This is a genomic window from Shewanella aestuarii (assembly GCF_014647215.1).
Taxonomy (GTDB): domain Bacteria; phylum Pseudomonadota; class Gammaproteobacteria; order Enterobacterales; family Shewanellaceae; genus Shewanella; species Shewanella aestuarii.
The window spans coordinates 141,078-161,614 of the sequence record NZ_BMOT01000007.1 but is presented as its reverse complement, the minus strand read 5'-3'; the positions used below and the strand labels follow the sequence as shown (position 1 = coordinate 161,614).

Below are 20,537 nucleotides of genomic sequence, written 5' to 3'. Positions count from 1 at the left end.
AGATTTATGTCAGCAACTATACTCATGCCTTAGGGATGAAAAATAAGCATGGATGATTTATGACTGAATCAATAGACATTTTTCCTTGGGATGATAATTTTTGCACCGGATTAGTAAAAATTGATCATCAGCATAAAAAATTAGTCGCCATTTTGAACCGCCTAGCCAATCACGCGGTATTTGGGCAGCAACAACTGCAGCTAAAAACCGTATTTAAAGAGCTGGTTGAATACACGGTTTACCATTTCAAAACTGAAGAAGATATCTGGCATCAGTATTTATCTGATGACGATACTGTAATCGATCATAAACTCAGCCACGACAACTTCATTCAACAAGTCCTTCATCTGCAAGCTGAACTCACATCCACACCATCCGATGCCTTGCTTGAAAAAACGATTGCGTTTTTAACCCAGTGGCTAGCATCACACATTTTAGAAAGCGACCGCTATATGGTGGTTTATGTTTTAGCACTCGAAAGCGGCATGGAAAAGCAAGCAGCCCGAGACTTTACCAAACAGAAAATGCAAGGTTCAACCCGCCACTTGGTTAAAGTTATTCTGTCAATTTATGCCAGTTTATCGACTAATACTTTGCACCTGATGCGTAAAACTAGATTAAGTAATGAGATCCAGCAAAAGCTGATCCTTAGCGAAAAGCGCTTCGAAACAGCAATGTATTATGCTCAGGTAGGACATTGGGATCTTACAGATTTAAACGGGTCCATTAAGTGGTCGCCGCAAATGCATAGCTTAATGGGCATACAAAAAGATACCTCACCAACACTTACTTTATTATCCAGTATTATTCTGCCCAAATACCGCGCTAACTTAATGGCATCTATGCAGTCCTGTTATGACACAGGCACTGAACATCATGTGCAATATCAAATAACTCGACCAGATAATGGTCAAATTCGGTGGGTTGAATGTAGAGGAAAGCGTGTTGTGGCCGACAATGGCAGTTTCTCTATTGCCGGTTTTGCGCAAGATATTACTAAGTTCAAACAAGCAGAAATAAAGCTTATCGAGCAACAACAGCAATTACAATTTATCTCAGACAACTCGCCTTTTTATATTGCAAGGTGTGATGATATGCAGCGCTATATCTATGTATCTAAACCTTACTCGGCCTTATTTGGTTTACAGCCGGAGGATATTTTAGATCGAACGGTTAAAGATACATTGGGCGAAATAGCCTATAGCGAGGTAAGTCACCATATCGATCAGGTGTTATCTGGCATACCTACATCTTACGATTTACATTTATTTTCAAAAGAATTACTGGTGCAATATGTACCTGAATTTGATGTTGATAAAAATGTTGTTGGCTTCATTGCGGGTATTTCTGATATCACCGAACGTAAACAGCTTGAACAAAAACTCAGTCTTGCGGCAAAGGTGTTTGAGTCACAAGAAGGTATTTTTATCACTGACTCAAATAAAATCATTTTGCAATCCAATACCGCCTTTAGCAACATTACCGGTTATCGAGAACAAGACATTATTGGCAAGTCGCTCAATTTGTTTAACTCCGATCTTTATGATGAGCAATTTTATAACCTTATTTGGGACAAACTAAAGCGACAAGATAGCTGGGAAGGCGAAATGTGGCATCTACATGAAAATGGTTCTACCTTTCCGGCCTATGTCTGTATAGATGTTGTACGCAATGATCAGCACTGCATTACAAATTACATCGTTACCATTAATGATATTTCTATTCGTAAAAAAAATGAGCAAAAGATCCAACAACTGGCCTTTTATGATCACCTCACTCAACTACCCAATAGGCGTTTATTACTTGATAGATTAAATAGAGTGATTATTTCTAGTAAACGGCTAAACAAAAATAATGCCTTATTATTTTTAGATATAGATCGCTTCAAAATGCTCAATGACACCCATGGGCATGACATGGGAGACTTATTACTGATGTCAATTGCTGAACGATTAAGTCAATGTATTCGAGAAGAAGATACCCTTTCAAGAATTGGTGGAGATGAGTTTGTCATTATTTTAGAGGGATTAAGTGAACAGAGTATTACCGCTGCATCGCAAACTACTGAGGTTTGCCATAAAATATTAGCAGCTATGAGCGATGTTTTTCAGCTCAAAAATATTCAATATAATTGCAGTGCCAGCATTGGCGTGGTGCTTTTCAATGACCCCTTAACTACGACCTCCGAAATAATGAAACAAGCTGACATAGCTATGTATCAAGCCAAAGTTGCGGGCCGTAATACCATGTGTTTTTTCGACCCAGCAATGCAGGAAGACATCTCAAATCGTGCCAAACTTGAAATTGAATTATTTGATGCCGTTAAACATAATCATTTTCAGTTATTTTACCAAATACAAGTTAACCACCTACAACAACCTGTGGGCGCGGAAGCACTTATTCGTTGGTTACATCCACAAAAAGGTATCATTCCTCCCATTGAATTTATTCCCTCAGCAGAAGAATCAGGACTCATTATTCCTTTGGGTCAATGGATAATGGATACCGCTTGCCAACAGCTAAAACAATGGCGACAAAATCCAACAACCCAAGATTTAACCATTTCAATTAATGTCAGCGCCAAACAATTCCGTCAGTCTAAATTTGTAGAACAAGTGACCGACACTATCAAACGACATGGTATTAATCCGGCTAAATTAAAAATGGAGCTAACGGAGTCATTATTGCTAGATGATATTAATAATACGATTACCCAAATGCATGCCCTAGGAAGATTGGGGATTCAGTTTTCGTTGGATGATTTTGGCACAGGTTATTCATCGTTGCAGTACCTAAAAAAGTTACCCTTGTATCAATTGAAAATTGACCGTTCATTTATAGATGAATTACTCACTGACAAAAGTGACCAATCTATTGTAAAAACCATTATTTCAATGGCGCAAAGTCTGGGTTTTTCAGTGATCGCCGAAGGCGTAGAAACGCTTGATCAACAGCAATTTTTACAAGGTGAAGGGTGCTTAAATTACCAAGGTTACTTATTTGGGAAACCTATTCCGATTGACGAATTTGAAAATCTTTTTGATGAAATGCTGGGGCTTGATAAACCTCTAAAAAGGAGTAATCAAGCCTAGTAATCTCATCGCATGGTCATTCATCCCATGCGATTAAAAATGAGGGAGTATGACTTATTTGCCACCGATCATTTTTGATACAAGCCCTTTATCATGCCCAGTTTCAGCCAACACAATACCGGCTAAATGCAGCACAATAAACGGAATGAAATACCACAAGGCTAACTTATGAATAGTTTCAGCCACCTCCTCGACAGATTCAGGGCCAAACTTAAGTAATAACCCAGTGATCATTGAAAAAGTCACCCCAGCATAGAATAACCAATACACTCCAGCTTGAATTTTTTGCTGTAAGTTTGCCTGTGGATTAAATGGCGACAAATAGTGTAAGCCACATTTCGCCATGTAGATAAACCGCGCCGACAAAAATACCCCAACAGCATAGCCAAAATAAATGTGCCACTGGAACATCTCACCACGGATCATTTTGGCAATACTCACCGCCTGCTTATTATCAATAGTCACCGAAATTTTGGTTAAACCTTGCTGAATAATGGCCGCCATGTGGTTTTTTTCCATCCAACCAAGGCGCAAAAATATTGTCAGCAACATCACTAACATGGCAAAGGCTAACCCCCAATGAATGAGTCGATGAACAATAGGGAAATCTGGTGATGTTTTCATAATCAACCTCGAAGTGGTGCAAGTATGGTTAACTCGTAATTTGATATCAATTAACGATCATTTTTAAGTATTTTGATATCTGAAACTTAAGTAACGCTTATGACATGGAGATTAAAGTCACTAAACCATAAAATAACTTGTTGGAAAAAAGCGACCTCAACTGTATTAACGTGAACTTTGCAAGGCAAAAGTATTTTAAATGCTCCAGTAAACAATTAACCCTAGCCTGCAGATTTTCTAAAAATATAAATGATATTGAATAGCCAACAATGAAGACATCATTAATGATGCCAATACATTAGACACAAAACTATTGAGGTAAGTGATAATATATCTTATTAATATACCAACACTTATCGCCATCTGGCGTGTTAACGACCGCCTCATCATCGACTTCTTTTTTCAATAATGCGCGCGCCATCGGCGAATCAATTGAAATGTAACCTTTGCGACCAAAAATTTCATCATAGCCAACAATGCGAAACGTGAGCTGTTGTCCGTCATCATTTTCAACTTCAACCCAAGCACCAAAAAAGACCTTTCCCTCTTGTTCAGGCGAATAATCAACAATTTTTAGGTTCTCGATAGACTTACGTAAATATCTGACCCTGCGGTCAATTTCACGAAGTCGCTTTTTGTTGTACTGATAATCCGCGTTCTCACTGCGATCGCCTAAACTGGCAGCCCAAGCCACTTTTTTAGTGATTTCAGGGCGCTCTTCACGCCACAAAAAATTGAGTTCTTGTTGTAGTTTTTCAAACCCTTCACGGGTAACAATAGCCGTTCTCATAATCTGCTTACAATGACAATTGGAAGATAAAAAATTCGGTCACTAATATATCACGACTTCTGGTTTTTGCAGTCACATTGTCATAGACAGATTTGACATAAACACCCTCAATACAATCGTCTGTAAAAGACCATTTCATCGACTATACTTAGCGCTTCACTTGTACACATAAAGGGAATTATATGTACTGGCCTGCGGATCACTCCATTGATTTTTTCACCCGTGCCAACAGCCTTGGTTTATGGCTATTTATTTTCTTATTGAGTATTGCTGCGCCCGCTCACGCCTATGGTCTGGATGATGAGCTCATAGTAAATTCGCGGTTAATTCAAGGCGACTGGTTGCACGAATCTGATTCTAAACTGGGCTTTATCCATATTAATCATGACAACAGTTACAGCCATGTCGTCATTGACTTGGCTAACCCCCAAAGTAGTTTTCATCATTGGGGGCAAGTTTCAATAAGTCACCAAGCACTCGTATTTCGCCCTAGTGAAATCGCACTTGCGACTCAAACTCACGCAACGGTTGAGCTCAAACAGGTGCCAAATCAAACGCAAAGTGTTTTTATCGATGCGCTGTTATTTCAGACGATTCACTACACTTCATCGGACAATACTCGGTGGTTAACCTTATCCACAACTTCGCATAGCAGCCACGAAAATGAGATCTTGTATCAAACCTTTGAGTCACACCACACTTTTGGTTACTGGCCTGATAAGCAATCTATTGATATGAGTTACTTAGTCATTTTTCCAAGTGGTTATTATGCTCATATTTACAGTGACCTAGCACAAACTACGGCTGCCCAATTTGTTTTTGGGCAATTATTTTAAACAAAATGACTTGAGGCCAAGCAAAATTAACCTCCATTCGCCATAAACATAGCCGCATTGTGGCTTTTGTTACAATTTCTGCAAAGGCAGAACAAAAAGCAAAAAAAGTATAATAATCAATGGCATTAACTACCAATTTCATTAGTTAATTCATAAAATAATAAAACTTACTTTTCAGACACTATTAGCCAAGCGCTAAACTGGTTATATTGAGTCAAAATGCTAAAGATAAAAGGATATTTTCATGGGCCAAGAAACGTCTAAAATTCTCGTTGTTGATGACGATATGCGACTGCGTTCATTATTAGAACGCTATTTAATGGAGCAAGGTTATCAAGTACGTAGCGCAGCCAATGCCGAACAAATGGACAGATTGCTTGAGCGTGAAAACTTTCATTTATTAGTATTGGATTTAATGCTTCCGGGCGAGGATGGTTTATCAATTTGCCGTCGTTTACGCCAACAGGAAAATCCTATCCCTATTGTAATGCTAACGGCTAAAGGTGATGAAGTAGACCGGATTATCGGCCTAGAACTCGGCGCAGATGATTACTTACCTAAACCCTTTAACCCAAGAGAACTATTAGCGCGTATCAAAGCAGTCATGCGCAGGCAAACCAATGATGTACCAGGCGCGCCAGCCCAACAAGAAGCCGAGATCACTTTTGGTGATTTTTCACTTAACTTAGCCACCCGTGAAATGTTTCATGGTGAAGAAAGTATTGCGTTAACCAGTGGCGAATTTGCAGTGTTGAAAGTGTTGGTTTCTCACCCTCGTGAGCCATTATCGCGTGATAAATTAATGAATCTAGCAAGGGGACGTGATTATTCAGCACTAGAGCGTTCTATCGATGTGCAAGTGTCACGCTTACGCCGCTTAATTGAAAAAGATGCCGCCAACCCACGTTATATTCAAACCGTGTGGGGGTTAGGTTATGTGTTTGTTCCTGATGGCTCAACTCGAAAATAACCGTGCCAGAACCTGTCAAATTAACACTAAAATGGTGGCAGCACCTTTTACCACGCAACGCCTTTAGTCAAACCGTGGTATTGATTGGTAGCTTGCTGCTGATCAATCAGCTGGTTTCTTATTGGTCGGTCGCGGTGTATTTTATTAAACCCAGTTATGAGCAAATAAATCAGCTTATTGCACGTCAAATCAACATTTTATTTGTTGATGGTGTGGATGTTGGCCGCGAACACTTGTCGATTGTCGACGCGTTGAATGCCAAAGTACGCGACGACGGTATGACGGTTTATAACCTCAAACAAGCTCAAGAGGCAGGGTTAGACAACGCCACTTATTATGGTTTTCTGTCTGACCAAATGTCTGTGTATCTGGGCGGCGAAGCGGAAGTGAGGTTTTCTCAGGGTGAAAATTTGGATGTATGGATCCGGCCCCCGCAAGCGCCATCAATATGGATTAAAGTCCCCCTTAGCGGCATTAATGAATCTGATTTATCCCCATTGACCTTATATTTACTGGTTATTGGCGCACTCAGTGTCGCCGGTGGCTGGCTATTTGCTCGTAAACAAAATAAACCGTTAAAACGCTTACAAAAAGCCGCCGTCACTGTATCTAAAGGAAAATTCCCCGATCCTTTACCTTTAAGTGGATCAACTGAAATTGTTGAAGTAACTCATGCATTTAATCAGATGGCTCAGAGCATGAAACAACTTGAACAAGACCGAGCGTTACTGATGGCTGGTATCTCCCACGATTTACGTACCCCTCTTACCCGCATTAGACTGGCATCTGAAATGATGGTTGAGGATGATCAATATCTCAAAGAGGGCATTGTTACTGACATTGAAGACATGGATGCCATCATTAAACAATTTATTGCCTATGTCCGTCATGATCAAGAGGCAATTAGAGAGCCCTTTCAGATAAATCAGTTAATCCAAGAAATCCAGCAACAGGAAAGTAACCGACAGGGCGAGATAGAAATCGTGTTAGCCCATTGTCCTGACATCCCCATCCAACATGTGGCTATCAAACGGGTACTCAGTAACTTAGTGGAAAATGCTTTTCGCTATGGTCACGGATGGGTAAAAATATGTTCTTTTGAACAGGGACGCTATGTCGGTTTTAGCGTTGAAGATAACGGCCCCGGCATCGACATGAGTAAAGTAGACGATTTATTTCAACCCTTTACTCAAGGAGATACAGCCAGAGGAAGTGTAGGATCGGGCTTAGGATTGGCCATTATTAAGCGTATTATTGATAGGCACAATGGTAAAGTAAGCTTAGCCAATCGTGCTGAAGGTGGATTAATTGCGCGGGTATTATTACCAAAAAAATGAAACACATAAAAATGGACGCTCAATGCGTCCATTCAAGTTCACAAACGTTAAAAGAAGCTTATAAAGTGGCTAATATCGCTTCAGCAGTACTGACTTCAAAGGCTTTTGGTGCTTCAACATTTAATACCGTTACCACACCATTATCGACCACCATGGCATAGCGTTGTGAGCGCACACCACCAAAGCCTGCGGTATCCATCTCTAAGCCTAGCGCTTTAGTAAAACTGGCATCACCATCGGCAAGCATCATGAGTTCTGACGCATTTTGTGCTTCGCCCCAGGCTTTCATGACAAAGGCATCGTTCACCGAAACGCAGGCAATGACATCTACGCCCTTGGCTTTAAGTTGATCTGCCAATACCACATAGCCTGGCAAATGCGCTTCTGAGCAAGTTGGGGTAAATGCACCTGGTACTGCAAAAAGTACCACTTTTTTACCCGCAAATAACTCAGCAACATTGTGATTTACCATACCGTCTTTGGTTAACTGGCCTAAAGAGCCTGCAGGTAAAGCTTGTCCTTGTGCGATCATATTTAAATCCTTAACAGTGTTATGAAGCCTGAATATCGCAAGCTAAATTGCAAGTGACATTAAGGCAGAAATATCAATATTGTACGCGGGTTAGCATAAATTAGCCCAAACTAATTCACCACAATTTAGCTTAACAGATAAGATAATTCTGCATCATTTTTAAAAGCGCCACCTTTTATCGAAAGCCCGCCGTGGTTTTTAAAATAGGCCACTTATCAGGCTATCAAGGCTTGTTTTAGGCTTGCCTAGATACTGTGATTAACCATCACACTTAAGCTATTGCTATGTTTATCTGTACTGGTCTTACGCACGGCCTATCGTCTTAGGCGCAATAGGTAAACTCACCACCACGGTCAATCCGTTTGGAAGATTTGAATGCAGATGGATGGTGCCACAGTGCAGGCTAACAATATGCTGACAAATAGATAAACCTAATCCAGCACCTTGGTTTGCATTTTCATCTACACGATAAAAACGTTCCTTGGCGCGCAGAATTTGGGTATCAGTCATGCCTTTACCGTTATCAGAAAAGCGCAGCACAATTTGACCATTCACCTCTGCGGCATCAATACAAATGATCGATTCTTTCGGGCTGTATTTACAGGCATTTTCAATTAAGTTTTTACACACTAATGCCATATAAAAAGGGTCGACATTGACCGTTAAATCATCGGCAATATTAATCTGCCATTCATAGTCGGTGATTATCGTAATCAATTGATTAATTGACGTTTCAATAAGCTCGCCCACCCGAGTAGGCGCTAAGTTCAAGGCATTTAAGGCGTCAACTCTAGATAATAACAGTAGCTGTTCCACCATATGGCTCATGCGCTCAACCCCCTGATCAATCGCATTTAAATGAATATGAGCATCATGTAATTGGGGGGCTAATGATTCTGGCACTTCATTTAGCACTTCTTGCAAACCATCATGGTGAAGTTTAACGATAGCTAAAGGTGTTTTTAGCTCGTGTGCAGCATCTGCACTAAAGCGCCTTTCACGCTGCATTGCTTGTGAAATCCGCGATAAATAATCATTTATCGCATCCTGAACGGGCACTAACTCGCTGGGGAGATCAATGTGCAAAGATGATAAATCTTGGGGGGTGCGGCTCAACAAACTGGCTTCTAACGCTTTAAGGGGCTTAAATAAAGAATACGTTATCAATAGTAATATTAATAACACTATGGGGGTCACAATTAAGGGGACAGTCCAAGCGTTAGACATCATTTTTTCAAGTAATTCTTTACGTACATCTTCAGATTGAGCTGTGACAATCCACACCTTATGCGCTTGAGAGAAGTAGCTAAACACGTGCCACGACACATCATCAATATTGCGCAGCTCATACCCCTGGGTAAACGAGGTTAAAGGTTTATCACCTGAGCTGTCTGAATAAACTAATAAATCCCCCATTGAATTTAATAACTGAAACGACAATTTATGTTCATACATTAAATTCAGTGCGGTTGATTGTTCGGCGAAGGTTTCCACATCTGTAGCATGCACATGCAATTTAATCGGTTGCAGAGCTAGCTGTTCAACCTTAGTTTGAGTAAATTGATTGACGTAAAATAGCTCAAGCACTTTGGCAGTTTGCAGCATCTGCGCATCAAACAACTCTTCAATTTGCTCTTTGGCATCTTCACGACTTAAGGCGTTGGTAATCACCACAGTGATGATCATCGCAATCGTGATCAGTACGCTCATCAGCTTGCGTAATGAATACATTGAGCGCAATTTTTGTCGCAACATTTTGAACATTAAGCAATCTCTACCAAAGTGTAACCAATGCCACGCACGGTTTTGATTAATTCATTGGCCATTTTCTTCCGTAAATGATGAATATGCACTTCAATTGAATTACTGCCGACCTCTTCCCAACCATAGGTTAATTGTTCCAGCTGGCTGCGAGTTAACACCCGCCCAGCAGATTGGGCAAACTCCAGCAGCAATTGGTATTCTCGTCTTGAAAGCTGAACAAGTTCGCCTTTGAAATGTACTTCGCATTTTGAAAAATCAATACTTAACGCACCATATGTAAATTGATTATGGTCTAAACCATATTGTCGTCTGACAATAGCGCGTAATCTTGCTGCCAGCTCGCGCACATCAAAAGGCTTACTAAGGTAATCATCAGCGCCCATGTCTAAGCACGCCAGACGAGTATCAAAATCTGTGTTCGCCGTCAGCACGATTGTCGGCACTGAAATCCCTTTTTTACGCCACTGTTTTAGTAAGTCAGCACCATTACCGTCGGGCAAGCCAAGGTCGAGAATGATCGCGCTAAAATCTTCATAATCTAACGCAGTTAATGCCTGCTGATAGGTTGAAAGATGATCCACTTGCATGCCCAATTTAGTTAAACTGAGGTACACGCCCTGCGCCAATAATGCATTGTCTTCAACCAGTAATACCCGCATGTTAATTTCGCCTTACGTTATAAACTATCTGAATACTTTAAAGTTTACTGATTGTTGTTGTAGAAAAAACTCAGCATCTTCTCCCTGCAGCATTGCCATAGTCGCCAACATACCCGCAGTAACACAATTAGGCCCAAGTACCGTAACCGAGCGAGGAGCATCAAGCACAGGATAACCTGTGTCTGGATTAATAATATGCCCATAACGACGGCCATTAACCTCAATAAATCGCCGTGTATCACCGCTGGTAGCCAAAGCCCCTTGATGCACACTTAAAAGGGCGGCGGCATTATCTAATGCATCGGGATTTTCGATGCCAATTTGCCATGGGTCGCCAGCTTTAGGCACTAAGCAGCTAATATCACCACCAAAGTTAACCAATACAGAAATACTAGGCCATTTTTCCGCTAACAAATAAGCCACTTTATCGACGGCATATTCTTTACCTATACCGCCAAAATCAAGACTCATTTGCGCAGGCATAGTGATCTGCTGCTCATCAAACTTCACCGCAGCAAAGTTTACCTGCTCTTTTGCCAGCATAATGTCGGCATCTGCCGGCACTTTAGCGTTGGCATCAAAGCGCCACAAACGCATTAATGAGCCTGCACTAATATCAAAGGCGCCATCACTTAACTGGTAACACTGCTGAGCAAAGCGCAAAAGCTGCAAAGTTTCACTGTCGATTACGGTAGCCTTGCCTTGTGCATGATTAATTTGCCACAGCGGATTGCCATCAATAAAGCGACTGTATTTTTGCTCAATTCGCGCCGCTTCTTTATACGCAATCTCTAACATTGCTTTTGCAACGGCTTGGTCATTGGTCGCAATCAGCAGTTCACACGGGCTTGCCATCGCACGAAAGCAAGCTAAAAAACCCCAACTCCGAGCTTGTAAAGTCGACGTTGAGGCATTATTTAGCACATTTGATGAACGCATTCGCGGATGCTCTCTGCTCACTTAAAGTGTTCATCTTAAAACGAATAACTCACTTGCGCTACGATAGCTTTCACCTCAGGGAATTGTTCAAATTGACTCAACTGGCCAATTAACTCAGTACCATTATTCTCTGGCGCCTGCTGGTAATACTCTAAACGATAGCTTAATTCATGCCCGCCAGATAAGCGCTGGCCAAACTTTATCCCCACCGTATACGCGGTCATATCGCCTATACGATAATCGGCACTGGCAAATTCAGGTAAGGGTTCATTCGCCAATAAAAACGGCTGATAAAAATTTCCTGCCTGTTGTTGATAGTAACGTAGGTGTATCTGAGCATAAAACTGTGGGCTCAAATAATAACGATAATGAGTTTCCAGTGTGTGTGATGAAATATCCCAATCATCAGTACTATAGCGATAAGAAAAATCAACCACACCTGAATCTAATGCACCTTTCGCCATAACAAACGCGCTGTGTTTTAAGCGTTCTTCTGGACGATTTTCATAAAGGTAAGCCTGAGTTGTGCCACTGCTATCAACTTGAGATAACACCTTGTATGGGTCAGTCATGTAACCCGAGACATTCGAAATACCGTAGTTAGCTTGCATTAACCAATAACGATTAATGTTTTGGGTTACTCCAAGCATAAGGTCAATGGTTTGCTTATCATCGGTACCCGCTTGACGAGTGTCGTCAAATGCCGCTTGAAACGCCGCTTCGGTATCATATTTAGCCCTAAGCGCCATTTCAGATAGCGCAACAGGTCTGCCACCAACCGCATCTATGGTGTCTTGAGTAAACGCCCCGGATAACGCAACTATGGTATTGTTTTTATTAAAGCTACGCTCAAGACCCGCATTTAAACCTAGAGATAAATAGTCAAATTCGGTTGAACCATTTAAACCCACATTTAAGGTCCAATCTGGATTAAGCACTTCCATCCAGTTAGCGCTTAATTGCACCCGGGTATCATGAAAAGTATCATCCAGCGGTGTTTCTCCGGCATTAACGGTATATTCACCATGACCAGAGGGTCGAGTAAAAGTTTGGCTACTGTCTTGCGCCACCGCCCCAGATGCCGATGCACCGGTTAAGCTGTCTACGACCAGTTTCATGTCTAATAGCGAGCTATCACCAAAGGATTTCTGCACATTACCAATGACTTCAGCGGCTTGTACTCTATCTTGCTCGCCATAGTACATAATGGCGGCATCCACTTTCCAATCATCTGATTTTACAATTTCGTTAATGTCTGTCGCTTGCGCATTAGGATTGATTAAACTGCAACTCGCCATGGCTAAGGCCCCTGCTATGTTGCGTTTTTGAGTTAATTGCATCCGCAACCTCCGCCCGCTAATGAACGACCACCACTTGTACCTTCTTTACTAAAATAAATATGATCATCTAAGGCCATATCAAGCTTTTCACTGTCTAAAGCCATGTCAGCTCTAGCAAGCTGATCTTTTTCCCAAGGCTCAACACCCAAGGTTGAGCAAGCTGATAAACCAGTTAACATAACAATAGCGAGTCCAGCTTTGACATTGAATTTAATCAAATTGTTTTTCATAAACTACTCCACCAACAACTGTAGAATTTCTTGCTCATACAGGGCTTTTTTATCATCATAAAAACCCACATGCTGTTGCACTAACTCACCCTGACGATTGAACAAGAAGCTGCTCGGCATGCCCTGTAACTCAAATGATTTAGCAACATCACCTTCGGGGTTATAACGTACAGGAAAACTCGCGGGTAACTTTGTTAAAAACTGTGCAGCCAGCTCAGGTTCAACATCCAAATTAATCGCCACTACAGCGAAACCTTTGGCTGCATATTTGGTATGCATTTCATTCATCCAAGGGAATGATTTACGGCAAGGTCCGCACCAAGACGACCAAAAGTCGACATAAACCACTTTGCCAGCAAACTCTGATAGGTTAACGGTTTCACCCTGAGCATTTTGCACGGTGTAATTTAACCCCGGTGCCGCAATGCTAGTGTGGGCAAACGTGATAAACCACAACGCACTAAAGCATAAACACAGTGCATTGACGGCTTTTTGAAACGACAGTAACGAAACTTGATAATGAATGGCTGGCATGATGAATCCTAGATAAACCCCATACTGGCAATCTATCGAGTCAATCTTAAGGTTTTCTTAAGGAAAAATGATAAGTATTTATTTCGTGAAATCAGTCGTTAGCACCACAGAGTTCGCTAACACTATTATTGCTTATTCGGCTGAATTCATCAGATACATGCCATTCAATTTGTTAGGTTAGCAACAGACATTAGCAATGATATAATGCTGCCATTAGCGACATTTTATAAAAGGCTCTCATCATGGCACGCACAGCTAGCGCATTACACATTTTGGTAAAACACAAAGAGTTGGCCGATGATATTATCGCTAAACTTAAAAAAGGCGCTAAATTTGATGTCCTTGCAAAGCAACACTCCACCTGTCCGTCTGGCAAAAAAGGCGGTAGTTTAGGGGAGTTTAAACAAGGGCAAATGGTACCACCGTTTGATAAAGTCTGCTTTAGTGGCGAGCTCATCACCCCGCATTTAGTCAAAACCAAATTTGGCTGGCATGTGGTAAAGGTGTTGTACCGTACATAAATTAGCCAGCTAAGTTACTGGTAATGATTATGTAACTAAGGTCCTTGTATAGAACATAAGAGTAAACTTAAAAGTTTGAACCTTGAGCTTCATGCTTATCAATTACTTACCACTAAGATGTTCAAAATGAACTGAATCTTGTGATCACATGGATGTGAAAGAGCGAAACCTATGTGCAGATACAGCGTTGGGACGCTGTACGCCATCCATGGTCGCTTAACGAAAACATCCCTATTTTCGATACCCTCAACCGTATCTGCACTGAGTCATCCTATCTCTTCGATTTAGCTTCATTGGGTATCATTTTTTATTAAAAGCTAACTTGGTTTGTCCCATTATTTGTTTCCAATTAAAAAATCAATATCGTACTTCGTTCATTTGTCGATGACCTCAATTCAAATTGAGTCTGGAAGAGTTTGTCCCTATTAGTTACAAATAGCGTTAAATCGAAGAAGTGAAAATTGTGGGTATAAGTGCGGCAGTGACCTTCTATGGCTTGGATGTCATGGCCGAGCGTTCAAGGACGAACTTGCAGCGTGTCACGGTCGTGCATATACGATAGCCTGCGGCAGGCACTGGACTAGATTAAAGCCATGAATAGACTTAACCACCCTAATGCGCGAACATTTAAGCTTGAATTTTAATGATAAAAACCAATATCAAAGTTAACTTAGCTCGAACACTATCATCGAGTAACCATTTAGGGGCGAAAGGTTGCAGAATGTGATGTACCACTAAGCTCCACACTAAAGTTTACTCTGACCCAACCATTTCCAATCCGGCAATCTTGGTACATGTATCAACATTTTCTGGTGTGCAAACTCTGATTGGCGTGTAAATGGTTTTCTCATATTTTTGCTTTGTTACAATCTTATAAAGTGTCTGGATGGCTTGTCTTCCCATTTCATATGGATTTTGACCAATATTGATATGAGCAAGTTGATCTGCCAACATAGTTAATTGTTCAGAGGAAGTATCTGTAATAATAATGATGACCTTGTTGTTATTAATTTTTTCTTGGTACGGTGCAATCATTGTACGGTAAAGTGCCTGATCATTTTGCGCCCAACCTCCCACAGCAATAAAAGAGTCTGCTGTTATAGGCTTACCTTTCATTACTGATTCCATTTGTTTAACAGATTGATCCAGTTGATCAAAATTAAAAAAAGGCTCTCTAACTTCAGTCCAGCCCAAATCATTATTCAGTAATTCACCAGGAGGAGTAGCATACTTTCTGCCAGAGAGTGCAGAACGAACACCCATCAGCCTTAAATTCAGATTGGGAGAATCTGGTCGCCCAGATTGCATTATTAGTGTTCCCCCATTGGGCCGAATTTTTTTTAACTCTTCACCTAGGGTTTTACCCAATTCAAAATTGTCCGTGCCTATATAGGCTAGACGCAAATGACTAGGGTCCTCGTTGATTGACGTATCAACATCAGAGTCATAGGTTATAATCGGTATGCCTGCTTCTTTAGCTCTCTTAAGGCTATTTTTAACCAGATAATTTGATTGGGTAACGGCTATAGCGATACCATCTACACCTTCATCAATCAGTTGATTTATAACCTGATCTTGCATCCTAACATTACTAATATCGGGTCCCCGATATAGGCATTTCACGCCTTTTATTTGCGCGGCAGCATCTATACAGCCAGCTTTGCTTTGGTCAAAAAAAACACTATGAAACTTGGGTACCACGGCAAGTTTTAATTCTTTTCCACAGACTGAAGATAGGGGTATTAGACTAAGGGCAACAAACAATACAAGTGTTCTCACCACACTTCCTCCTGAAATAATTCATAGTGCAACCCTGCTTATAATAAAACATAACAAAGAAATGTATTTAAAGATATTAGCGGCTGAACATATCTGAGTGAGTTTGTCGATGTTGCTATGTTATGAACGTCCATACATCTGAATAGCAACGCCATAAATCTAAGCAGCCTATTATTGGTAAATTGTCATGCTTTGGCCACTTTATTTGTCACAAGACTAGCTGTTTATCTAAAACAGCTATATCCCCCAAATTTGTTAAACCCTGAGGTTCATAAAATCTAACCTAAACACGGGTTAACTAACCGTCGCTTTCATTCTAAACGGCTGATAGAAATACAAATATCGAATAACCACATAGGTGACAACCGTGGTTGCTATAAGCAGTTCCAGTTGTGCTAATCGACGTACTTGATCAATATAATGTGCGGCTATATTGGCCGTTTCCATCCAGGTGATCAGTTTGAATAACGCCGTTGAGCCTATCACCATAGGAAAAGTAAAGGCTGCGTAGCCTGGACTAAAAGGCAGAGTAAGTAACTTAATAAATGCCAAGTAAATAATACTGGTCATCAACACTGCAATACCAAATAGTAAGGCAATAATAATAGGTGATGGTGAAGTTGATACCGTTAAGTAACCTGCTAATGACAAGCTGGCGGGAGCCGCTAAAACGGCTAAAGTTGGCTTGGCCGCATCGGGAACTTCATGGCTAAACAGCAAACGATAAATCATTAGCGGCAGCATCACAGCATAGGTCGCCATGCCGAATATTAAGGCAATATGCGCAACTAAGGCTAATTGTGGCGAGCCCGAAAATGACACATCGGCTACGATGATCCCGACCGGCGGGATAAACCAGCTCGGTACCATGTGGTGTAGTTGAAATGCTTTTGTGCGGTGATATAAGAAGCTAATTAAAAATACGATATGTAAGCCAACCGCAAATAACCATAACGCATCACCCGCCTGTAAGTAAAATCGTCCGATCGAGTGAGACACCACCATAGTTGCCATGGCGAATGTGGGAACAACACTACCAATTATAGGATGGGCTAAATCCTCTTTTAAGGTATCTGACAAGACTAAAAATTTCACCGCCAACACTATCAGTAACACACTGGCAATGGCGGCGCCGACCAGTTGAGCATAACCCCCTAAATCGGCGAAGTTTTCCCAACACCAACCCAAACTGGCAATCCCCAAGGCTAAGCCAGCCATAGGTGTTGGCGCTGCGATTAATTTACCCTTAGCCATGTTTATCATGTAGACCTCTAACAATTTCGATTAACTCGCGGATGTGTTTCTTAATGCGATGTTACGCTTGCTAATTGTTTATATATATCCAATTATTAAGAACATGAGTTAAGAAATATTGAACGTTATACTTGGCTATAACAAACCAATCAACACCATCAATGATGGTGTTGATAACAAACATAAGCAGGGATGATAACTAAGGTCATGCACATATCTTTGAAGCAGCTGAATGTATTTCATGCGATTACGCAGCACAAAACCCTAACGGCTGCCGCCGAACAATTATGCTTATCAAAAGCCGCCATCAGCATGGCGTTAGCGGAACTTGAAAAGCAGCTCTCTCATCCGTTATTTGATCGGGTAAACAATCGGCTTATTATTAATCAGGAGGGGCTTCAGCTTTTACCTTTGGCAGATGAATTGCTTAATCGCGCTCAGCAGATTAGCCATCTTTTTGGTGATAACCCAGCCCTATACGGCAAGCTCAGACTGGGAAGTAGTGACACTATAGGTAATCATATTAGTCCGTATTTACTTAGCCAATTTAGGCAACAACATCAGCATTTATCGCAAAGTTTATTTATTTCAAATTCTGCCTCTATTTGCCAAAAGCTAATAGATTTTGAACTAGATATTGCCCTTATCGAAAGCCAAACCCATCACCCAGATTTGATTTCAATCCCTTTTAGTCACGATGAAATGTGCATTATTAGCGCTATAGATCATCCGCTAGCCAAGCACAAAAAGCTGACGCTAGCTGACTTAGAACATAACGATTGGGTGTTAAGAGAACCCGGCTCAGGTTCACGCGAATGTTTTATTAATACTCTGGCCCCCAAACTTAACCATTGGCAGTTCGCCTTTGAAATTAATACCACTGAGGCATTGATTAGCAGTGTTTCAGCCGGCCTTGGGCTAGGTTGCTTATCTACTTTAGCTGCACAATACGCCATAAAAAGTGGTCGTGTTTGTCAACTGACTTCCCCGATTTGCATGCCTCGTCGCTTTTGGTTTTTAATCCACAAAGACAAATATCAAAACCCACTGCTTAAAAGCTTTATGGCTTTTTGTCAGCAATGGCAAACTGAGCGAAACTAAGCCCATAAAAAAACCGCTCAATGAGCGGTTTTTTATTGCGGAGTAAGTTAATCAGTATTTACTTACTATCATGGCCATGGTGACGGTCATTGTGTGCTGGCTTGGCAACATCTTTCATGTAGATGGCTTTGTTAGCTTCAATGACTTTCTCTGACGGTAAAGGCACAATTTCAAATGCTGGGTCAAACTCTGTCATCACTTTAGCTAAAGTTTCTAGGAACGAAGCATCACCTTGAATGGTAGCTGCCTGACTTGCTAATAACTCTTTAACCGTGGTTTGCTTAAGGTTCAGCTTAACGATATCAGATTGATTGATAGTGAAAGTCGCTGTTGCCGTGTCTTTTACTTTATCAATCTTAGCGTTACTTAAGTTACCGTTTGCCAACTCAACCACGAAGATATCTTTAGCGTCTGGGATGACTAAGTTAACTTCAAAGGCATAATCTTGCGCTTTAATTGAGTCGACTTTAATCGCTAGAAAATCTAATAAAGAACCCACTGGCATTTCTGCAATAACATCAGCAGAAGCCGATTTCAGAGCCCCCTCTTGACGACCAATACGCAGCTCCTGAGCACCTGAAAGATACACGTTTCTCCAACCCGCGCCTTCCGATTGATAACCTAACTGCTCATAAGTATCAGCCAGTAGCAAACGAGCATCATTGTTATTTGGATTGCTAACGACCACTTTGTTTAACGCTGTGGCAACGAAGTTGTATTCGCCTTTTGCGAAATCGGCCTTAGCATGCTTAAGCACGGCTTTTTCACCACCCATATACTCAACAAACTTAGTAGCTTCGGCTTTTGTTGGTAATGGATTTAGGTTAGCAGGGTTCATGTCAAAGTAACCTAAGTACATGTTATACACAGCACGTGAATTATGCGAATAAGTACCGTGGTAACCATTGGTGTGCCATGCATCTTTGATTGAGTTAGGTAATACCTTTTGAATTTCCCAGCCAATATCTTGCATTACCACGCCATTGTTGGCTAAACGAAGCGATTGATTGTGGACAAAACCATAGTTGTCACGTTGTAGCTTTAGGAAATCGCTAATGTCATTATTACTCCACACTGGTGAACTGTGTGCCGCAAACAGAAACTCTACTTCACCGCCCCATGCTTGGATGATGTTATTGATTTCTTTTGACCATTTCAGTGCATCACGCACTTTTGCGCCACGTAAGGTATAGATATTGTGCATACCTTTATAGGTGACTTCAGCTCCCCAAATGGCCTTCATGCTTGGGATATAAGCAACCGCTTCTGATGGCGCCTCTGTACCAGATACATCCATAAAGACTAGCTCTAGACCATCAATAATGACGGTTTCAAATTTGTTTTCTAGGTTAGTTTCATGATCAGGCAACACATAAGTAATCTCACCTTTAGCGATACCATTTGATAACGCGGCATCAACGATGGTGGTTTCTGAAGGTTTCATTGTTGCACCATACTGATAAGACGTACGGCGAGACATGGCATTACCGGCTAACACGTTTTCATCAATCATCTCTTTAGTGATGTGAGCTGAGCCATATACTTTTACATTAGGAAACAGATCTTGCACTCCACGAGAGCCACCAAAGTGATCCGCATGTGAGTGTGAGTAAACCATAGCGACTACAGGATCATTATTGCCAAATGGTAGGTTTTTCAACGCAAAAGTTAACGATGCCTTAGCGGCTTCACGCGTAGTCAATGGATCAAATACAATCCAACCATTATCGGTACGCACTAAACTCATATTGGCTAAGTCAGTACCACGAATTTGGAAAATTTTATCGTTTACTTGGTACAAACCGTAAGCTTCATTGTTCATTTGCGCTTGACGATAAAGCGATGGGTTAATGGTGTCAGGCGTTTTTTCACCGACAAACTCATAAGCATCTGCTAACAATGCCGAAGTAGCGGCATCAAGTGGAGCAATTAAGTTGGCGCGACCTTCTTGAAACGATTTGGTATCGTCAAACTTTAATCCTTTAGCAAACTCAGCATTATAAGCTTTAGTCGCCTGGGTAGCTGGCTTACCTTGGTACATAAATGAGGTAGTTAATGTATGTTCATCTTGACCTGCACCATGACCATGGCCATGATCTGCTGCTGATACAACAGAAGAGCTCAATGAAAAACTTGCAATAACGATTGAAGCAATAACTGACTTGTTCATAAATAATCACCCATATTGAGTTTGCTACTTGATGCCTAGCGAATAATCAAACCACTCGCTGACTG

The 20,537-nt window shown here is 41.2% G+C and carries 18 protein-coding genes; 6 read left to right on the top strand and 12 right to left on the bottom strand.

The window, feature by feature from the left end:
- The first annotated feature begins 59 nt into the window (after positions 1-59).
- Positions 60-3,092: a bacteriohemerythrin gene (locus IEY03_RS11810; protein WP_188841898.1), complete on the top strand. Its 3,033-nt coding sequence runs from the start codon at positions 60-62 to the stop codon at positions 3,090-3,092.
- A 54-nt stretch (positions 3,093-3,146) separates the two neighbouring features.
- On the opposite strand, the gene IEY03_RS11805 is transcribed toward IEY03_RS11810, so the two are convergent.
- Positions 3,147-3,716 carry a cytochrome b/b6 domain-containing protein gene (locus tag IEY03_RS11805; RefSeq protein WP_188841888.1) on the bottom strand — a complete coding sequence of 190 codons (570 nt, stop codon included), beginning with the start codon at positions 3,714-3,716 and terminating at the stop codon, positions 3,147-3,149.
- A gap of 310 nt (positions 3,717-4,026) precedes the next feature.
- A complete protein-coding gene (greB, locus tag IEY03_RS11800; RefSeq protein WP_188841886.1) occupies positions 4,027-4,506 on the bottom strand; it encodes a transcription elongation factor GreB in 480 nt (159 codons plus the stop codon).
- A gap of 182 nt (positions 4,507-4,688) precedes the next feature.
- Between greB and IEY03_RS11795 the strand changes: the two genes are divergently transcribed.
- The 3 genes from IEY03_RS11795 to envZ all read left to right on the top strand — a co-directional run bounded on the left by IEY03_RS11795 (position 4,689) and on the right by envZ (position 7,649).
- Positions 4,689-5,342, top strand: a complete 654-nt coding sequence (locus IEY03_RS11795; RefSeq protein WP_188841884.1) for a hypothetical protein — start codon at positions 4,689-4,691, stop codon at positions 5,340-5,342.
- Positions 5,343-5,586: 244 nt separating this feature from the next.
- Positions 5,587-6,312: an osmolarity response regulator transcription factor OmpR gene (ompR, locus tag IEY03_RS11790; protein ID WP_188841882.1), complete on the top strand. Its 726-nt coding sequence runs from the start codon at positions 5,587-5,589 to the stop codon at positions 6,310-6,312.
- 2 nt (positions 6,313-6,314) lie between these two features.
- The gene (gene envZ, locus IEY03_RS11785; RefSeq protein WP_188841872.1) at positions 6,315-7,649 is read left to right on the top strand and encodes a two-component system sensor histidine kinase EnvZ; all 1,335 of its coding nucleotides are present in this window, start codon (positions 6,315-6,317) and stop codon (positions 7,647-7,649) included.
- Between the two features lie 58 nt (positions 7,650-7,707).
- Here envZ and IEY03_RS11780 read toward each other — a convergent pair whose 3' ends face one another.
- The 7 genes from IEY03_RS11780 to IEY03_RS11750 all read right to left on the bottom strand — a co-directional run bounded on the left by IEY03_RS11780 (position 7,708) and on the right by IEY03_RS11750 (position 13,647).
- Positions 7,708-8,181 (bottom strand): peroxiredoxin, encoded by a 474-nt coding sequence (locus tag IEY03_RS11780; protein ID WP_188841863.1) that lies wholly within the window; start codon positions 8,179-8,181, stop codon positions 7,708-7,710.
- A gap of 303 nt (positions 8,182-8,484) precedes the next feature.
- Complete coding sequence (locus IEY03_RS11775; RefSeq protein WP_229778296.1) at positions 8,485-9,945, bottom strand: ATP-binding protein; 1,461 nt, start codon at positions 9,943-9,945, stop codon at positions 8,485-8,487.
- Entirely contained in the window at positions 9,945-10,604 is a 660-nt protein-coding gene (locus tag IEY03_RS11770) for a response regulator transcription factor (protein WP_188841861.1), read from the bottom strand. Before IEY03_RS11770 ends, IEY03_RS11775 begins: the two co-directional genes overlap by 1 nt.
- Before the next feature lie 24 nt (positions 10,605-10,628).
- The gene (locus tag IEY03_RS11765; RefSeq protein WP_188841859.1) at positions 10,629-11,543 is read right to left on the bottom strand and encodes an FAD:protein FMN transferase; all 915 of its coding nucleotides are present in this window, start codon (positions 11,541-11,543) and stop codon (positions 10,629-10,631) included.
- 35 nt (positions 11,544-11,578) lie between these two features.
- The gene (locus IEY03_RS11760; protein ID WP_188841857.1) at positions 11,579-12,883 is read right to left on the bottom strand and encodes a DUF3570 domain-containing protein; all 1,305 of its coding nucleotides are present in this window, start codon (positions 12,881-12,883) and stop codon (positions 11,579-11,581) included.
- The gene (locus IEY03_RS11755) at positions 12,874-13,062 is read right to left on the bottom strand and encodes a DUF4266 domain-containing protein (RefSeq protein ID WP_188842053.1); all 189 of its coding nucleotides are present in this window, start codon (positions 13,060-13,062) and stop codon (positions 12,874-12,876) included. Before IEY03_RS11755 ends, IEY03_RS11760 begins: the two co-directional genes overlap by 10 nt.
- A gap of 54 nt (positions 13,063-13,116) precedes the next feature.
- Positions 13,117-13,647 carry a TlpA family protein disulfide reductase gene (locus tag IEY03_RS11750; RefSeq protein ID WP_188841855.1) on the bottom strand — a complete coding sequence of 177 codons (531 nt, stop codon included), beginning with the start codon at positions 13,645-13,647 and terminating at the stop codon, positions 13,117-13,119.
- A gap of 242 nt (positions 13,648-13,889) precedes the next feature.
- Between IEY03_RS11750 and ppiC the strand changes: the two genes are divergently transcribed.
- Positions 13,890-14,168, top strand: coding sequence for a peptidylprolyl isomerase PpiC (gene ppiC, locus IEY03_RS11745; RefSeq protein WP_188841853.1), 279 nt, complete (start codon positions 13,890-13,892; stop codon positions 14,166-14,168).
- A gap of 753 nt (positions 14,169-14,921) precedes the next feature.
- Here the strand turns inward: ppiC and IEY03_RS11740 are convergent.
- Together IEY03_RS11740 and IEY03_RS11735 are read right to left on the bottom strand one after the other, a co-directional pair.
- Complete coding sequence (locus tag IEY03_RS11740) at positions 14,922-15,950, bottom strand: substrate-binding domain-containing protein (RefSeq protein ID WP_188841851.1); 1,029 nt, start codon at positions 15,948-15,950, stop codon at positions 14,922-14,924.
- 291 nt (positions 15,951-16,241) lie between these two features.
- Positions 16,242-17,210, bottom strand: coding sequence for a TDT family transporter (locus IEY03_RS11735; RefSeq protein WP_188841849.1), 969 nt, complete (start codon positions 17,208-17,210; stop codon positions 16,242-16,244).
- 198 nt (positions 17,211-17,408) lie between these two features.
- On the opposite strand from IEY03_RS11735, the gene IEY03_RS11730 reads away from it, so the two are divergent.
- Positions 17,409-18,302, top strand: a complete 894-nt coding sequence (locus IEY03_RS11730; RefSeq protein ID WP_188841847.1) for a LysR substrate-binding domain-containing protein — start codon at positions 17,409-17,411, stop codon at positions 18,300-18,302.
- Positions 18,303-18,360: 58 nt separating this feature from the next.
- Here the strand turns inward: IEY03_RS11730 and IEY03_RS11725 are convergent, their stop codons facing one another.
- Complete coding sequence (locus tag IEY03_RS11725; RefSeq protein ID WP_188841845.1) at positions 18,361-20,472, bottom strand: alkyl/aryl-sulfatase; 2,112 nt, start codon at positions 20,470-20,472, stop codon at positions 18,361-18,363.
- Positions 20,473-20,537: the final 65 nt, after the last annotated feature.